A 5,315-nucleotide genomic window follows, 5' to 3' on the forward strand; every position below is an offset into this window, starting at 1 on the left:
CCGGCATCTTTCAATTTACCGCCATGAACCAGAGGGTCCCTCATGTGATATTCGCTTGTATCTTAATATTCCTCCTTTACCCCATGAAAATTCGCGGCAAAGAGGATCGTATCAGCTGGGATGGATACCTCTTCGCCCTCATCTCCTTAGCTATTGGGCTTTATGTATTGCTCACTTGGTTTAAAAAGATAGGGGCCATAGGGATGGCTATACCATGGTACGAAATGGTCATGGGGGGCATTCTGATCATTCTCTGCATCGATGCTGCCCGCCGCACAGTGGGATGGGCCTTTCCCAGTGTGGCTATATTTTTCCTTATTTATGCCCGATTTGGTGAGATGCTGCCCGGCCCATTGGCCCATAAGAACTATGAGATAGAGCGCATTATAACCAGCATGTTTATCACAACTGAGGGGATATTCGGCATGCTGGCAGGGATCTCTGCCACCTTCGTCTTTCTTTTCATTCTATTTGGTTCGATGTTGAGGGAGGCGGGCGGAGGGGAATTCTTTCTCCGATTGGCCTATGGCCTGTTTGGCCATGTAAGGGGAGGTCCGGCAAAGGTCGCTGTGGTTGCCAGCTCCCTTTTTGGCATGATGTCAGGCAGCGGAACTGCAAATGTAGCTGGTACTGGACAAATCACCATTCCCTTGATGAAGAGGACAGGTTATCGACCTCATTTTGCTGGGGCAGTGGAAACGGCGGCCAGTGCGGGTGGGCTTTTGATGCCACCTATCATGGGGAGTGCGGTGTTCATAATTATGGAACTCTTAGGGGTGACTTATCTTACCATCATAAAAGCAGCAATCTTGGTGGCGATCCTCTATTACTTTGGTCTCTTTTTAATGATTGATATCGAGGCCCAGAAAATAGGTCTGGTTGGCCTCAAGAAAGAGGAGATCCCTTCCTTGAAGGAGACCCTCAAGGATGGTTGGCATTTTTTAATCCCTATCGCCGTCTTGATCTATTTTGTTGTGGTGCCTAAGGTCTCTGTGACCAGGGCGGCATTTTGGGCGACAGTGAGCATCCCCGCAGTGAGCATGTTAAGATGGAGAAAGAGGGCAACGATAAAGCAGATCTTAGATGGTTTGGAGAAAGGGGCGCGAACCGCCCTCCCTGTGGTGGCAATCCTTGCCTTGGGTGGGGTAGTGGTAGGGATGATCACCCTCACCGGCCTAGGGCTGATGATGTCATCCCTTATGATCGAAGCATCAAAAGGAAATCTCCTCATCCTGCTGTTTTTAACCATGATTGCCTCTATCATCTTGGGGATGGGGGTTCCCCCTGTGGCTGCCTATATTGTATTGGCCATCTTGGTGGTGCCAGCCTTGACCAAGATGGGGATCTATCCCTTGGCTGCCCATTTGTTTGTCTTTTATTTTGCCGTCATCGCAGGGATTACCCCCCCCATGGCGCCAGATGCCTTTGTCGCCGCGGGGATAGCAGATTCTCCCATGATGAAGACGGCCCTCACGGCGTGTCGCTTGGCCCTGGTCGTCTTTATTCTCCCCTACATCTTTGTCTATGATAATGCGCTTCTTTTAGTAGGGAGTTTTGGGAAGATCATTTGGGTAATGGTCACCGCCGTATTGGGGGTATTTGCCCTGGCCTCAGCCTTGCAGGGCTATATGAGAGTACCAATCCCCATACCCTTTCGCGGGCTGCTACTTCTGAGTGCCCTCGGTCTGATTATACCAGGATTTAAGACGGACCTTATAGGTTTGGGGCTCCTCTTTATGGTGTCCCTATATCAGGTCCCGGATTTCTTCAAAAAATATGGCAATGTGTTGTTAAAGGAAGGATCCTATAGGTTTGGGAAAAAGAAGAAACCCAGTTCAAACCAATTTCGTGGGGGCAATAGATAAGCGATGGAGGTCTTAACGAAACTTATAGACCTTTTAGCAGAGACTGAGTTCAATGACTTGTCTTATGAGGTAGTGGAAAACACAAAGAAGTTTATCTTGGATTCGTTGGGGGTGGCCATTGCTGGTTCCTCTGCGCCAGGTTGCAAGGAGGTTGTAGGTCTTATGAAGGAATGGGGGGGGAGGCCTGAGGCTACTATTATGGTCTATGGAGGTAAGGTCCCTTCCCCGTTCGCTGTCTTGGCCAACAGCACGATGATGCATGCCTTGGATTTCGATGACACCCTTGATGAGTCGGCCCTTCATGCATACGCTTCCGTCCTTCCGACTGCCTTGGCCATGGCCGAGACAAGGGGCGATGTAAGTGGCAAAGACCTTATTAATGCAGTAACCCTTGGTGTTGATCTGGTATGTCGGCTAGGGTTGGCTATCAAGAGGCCTCTTTCCTGGATCAGAACCTCTACCTGCGGCTCGTTTGGTGCCGCAGCGACGGCAGCCAAAATTTTGGGACTGGATCGTGAAAAGATGCTCAATACCCTTGGGATTGTTTACAGTCAAACCTCGGGCAATGCCCAGTGTCTGATCGATGGTGGGCTGACCAAGAGGATGCAACCTGCATTTTCTGCCAAGGCCGGGGCATTTTCTGTCTTATTGGCCCAAAGGGGTATTACTGGAGCCAGAGATATCTTTGAAGGAGAACACGGGTTTTTCAATTTATATGAAAGGGGGGAATGGGATCGAGGCCCATTATTGGATGGTTTGGGGAAAAGGTTTGAGGGGATGAGGCTCAGCATCAAGCCCTATCCCTCCTGTCGGATGACCCATGCCGCCATCGATGCGGCCCTGGAGATTGTCAAAAAGCACAAAATTGGTCCCACCAGCATAAAAAGGGTGGTTGTCTATACCTCGAAGATGGCTAAGGAGATGGTGGGCAGCCACTTTGAGATCCGCACAGATCCCCAGGTGGATGCCCAATTCAGCATTCCATATACGGTATCAGTGGCCTTGATGCGTGGGGATGTCTTTTTAAAGGATTTTCAGGACTCTGCCATCAGAGATAAAGGGGTGCTGGAGATGGCCAAAAAGGTCGAGGTTCAGGCTGATCCTGCAATAGAGGAAAGGAGTCTGATGAAGGCAAGCATACTGATAGAGACCAGAGATAATCAATCATATTCTTATGATATTTCTGCACCTAGAGGGAATCCTCAGAGGCCCATGAGCATTGACGAATGTAAGACAAAGTACTACAAATGCGTCCAATTTAGTGGGAATAAAGCCCTCTTAGAAAAGACAGATGCCTTGATAGATTGTGTGACTCACCTAGAAGATGTCAAGGATGTAACGACCATTACCGAATTGTTGGTCTAATTTTTTGTGAAGAGAGGGGTTTTTGATGGGAGGTTTGAGTGATGTCGAACGTGCCAAGATGGTCGATGTATTAGAGGATATCGTATCCAAAGAATATGTCTCGACCAATCTCTTTGAACGGATCAAGAACACCGTGGATGTCTATCCGTATGAAGTAGAAAGGGGACAGATCTGCTATGCGGTGGTTATGCCGAAATCCAAAGGAGAGATTAGTGAAATTATGAAGTATGCAAATAGTATAAGGGTGCCTGTCTTTATCAGGGGATCTGCTACACACTTGGGGGGTAACTACAGGCCCCATGTGCCTGGAATCGTGGTCAGTACCCATAGGCTCGATAAACTGGAGGTGTTTGAAGACTATGGGTTTTTCGAGTGCGAACCAGGGTGCATTGTCGCTAATGTGGCTGATAGGTTAGCGGAATTGGGCTACTTCCTCCCCATGGCGCCGGGAAGTCGTCAGATCGCCACTATGGGGGGGATGATCGTTAACAACACCAGTGGGCACATTGTAGGTGCATCCATCGGGAAACCAGGTGACTATGTGCTGGGGCTAGAGGTGGTACTTCCTAATGGCGACATCATCGAGACGGGCACAAAAGGTCTGAGGAGGCCAGCCGGTACCGATCTCACCAAGTTCTTTCTTGGCGGTGATGGACTGTTGGGGGTGATCACGAAGATCAGGATGAGGCTTGTCCCGCAGGTAGAGAGGGCCTACGGAGTCGCAATCTATGATGATCTGTTTTCCTTGGCGCGTGGTGTTCAAAGGATGTATATGGAGAGGCGGCCTGCTCCCCTCTTTATGGAATTTTTGGATGCCGAAGCTGCAAATTTTGGGTTTGGGCTCAGGGGATTGGGACCTCCTGGAGGCCCTGTGAATATTTTCGTGAGTATTGGCTCTTCAGAACGAGAAGTTGCTGACAAAGCGGACAAGGTATTGGAGTCACTCAAGGTAGAGAATCCAATTGATGCCTATAGGGTAGAAGATATAGATGTTTGGCATAAGATCTGGGCCTCAAGGGAGGCTATCGGCTCTAACTTGATGCAGCGCAAGGGGGCTCAACTCTCATCTGCAGAGGTCTCCTCTAACTTGAAGGATTTGGTGAACTGTATGGAGGATTGCATAAATTTTAACAAGGGGCTGCCCTTGTTGAGTCAGTTGGATATGTTTCTCTTCGGCCACATAGGCGCCTTGACCTTGCATCCTGCGATTTTGATCCCCCGCGACTGGGATGATGAACAAAAGAGGAAGGCCATTGATGAAAAATTCCAAAGGGAGGCAGAGCTCAACCTGAAATATGGCACCTGCGGTGGGGAATGGGGTCAGTTTGGGAAAAGGAAAGATTTTTTTATCAAGAGATACGGAGAGAGGGGTTACGAGATCGTCAAGGGACTGAAGAAAATGATAGACCCCAATAATATTCTCAACCCTGGGATCTTGGAAGGGTATCGTTAGAGGAAGTACCAATATGGTCAAGCTCGAAATGTTAGGGGGTGCAAGAGGTGAATGAAGATCACTTTGTAAACGAACTAAAGGATATGATCGTGGATGTGGCGAGGAGGTGTAGGAATTGTAACTACTGTTACACTGTCTGTCCACTATTTGAATCTACCAGGGGATTTCAGGTTCAAGGTCCCCCGGGCATCTTGCAAGCCATGCGTTACGCCATTAGATGGGGCGAGCTAGAGGGAGAAGAAAAGGAGGCCCTGAGAGACATACTGTACGCATGCACCACCTGTTACAGTTGTGTCTTGAAATGCAAGACATCGGGACCTGGTGTGCCCCTCTTAGATGGCATTGAAGGGGGCCGAAAGCTGCTGGTTGAATTGATGATCGGACCGATGCCGGAGCAGATCAAGGTCTTAGAATCTTTGGAGCAAGAAGGAAATCCGTATGATGAACCCGCATCAAGGCGATTGGACTGGTTGAGAGATTTAGAAAAAGAGGGATCGCTCAGCTACAAGCTCCTACCGGGTGAGGAAGCTGAAGTCTTGTTCTACGTGGGTTGCACCCCTTCTTACAACGAGAGTGTCCAAAAGGTGGCGCGCTCGGTGATTAGGTTGTTGGAGGAGGTTGGTGCTAACTAT

Annotated in this window: 4 protein-coding genes; all 4 read left to right on the plus strand. The window is 49.1% G+C overall.

What is annotated here, in order from left to right:
- The coding region (locus JRI46_12090; GenBank protein ID MBW2040304.1) for a TRAP transporter permease at positions 1 to 1,865 on the plus strand (1,865 nt) is incomplete at its 5' end.
- A gap of 3 nt (positions 1,866 to 1,868) precedes the next feature.
- Entirely contained in the window at positions 1,869 to 3,230 is a 1,362-nt protein-coding gene (locus JRI46_12095; GenBank protein MBW2040305.1) for an MmgE/PrpD family protein, read from the plus strand.
- A gap of 25 nt (positions 3,231 to 3,255) precedes the next feature.
- Positions 3,256 to 4,683: an FAD-binding oxidoreductase gene (locus JRI46_12100; GenBank protein ID MBW2040306.1), complete on the plus strand. Its 1,428-nt coding sequence runs from the start codon at positions 3,256 to 3,258 to the stop codon at positions 4,681 to 4,683.
- 47 nt (positions 4,684 to 4,730) lie between these two features.
- Positions 4,731 to 5,315, plus strand: a 585-nt coding sequence (locus JRI46_12105) for a (Fe-S)-binding protein (GenBank protein ID MBW2040307.1), incomplete at its 3' end; no start/stop codon positions are given.

This window comes from Deltaproteobacteria bacterium (genome assembly GCA_019308925.1).
Classification (GTDB): domain Bacteria; phylum Desulfobacterota; class B13-G15; order B13-G15; family RBG-16-54-18; genus JAFDHG01.

Excerpts from the sequence above, each read along its gene's own strand:
- JRI46_12100 (MBW2040306.1), top strand. The coding sequence starts at position 3,256 with ATGGGAGGTTTGAGTGATGTCGAACGTGCCAAGATGGTCGATGTATTA.
- JRI46_12095 (MBW2040305.1), top strand. The coding sequence starts at position 1,869 with ATGGAGGTCTTAACGAAACTTATAGACCTTTTAGCAGAGACTGAGTTC.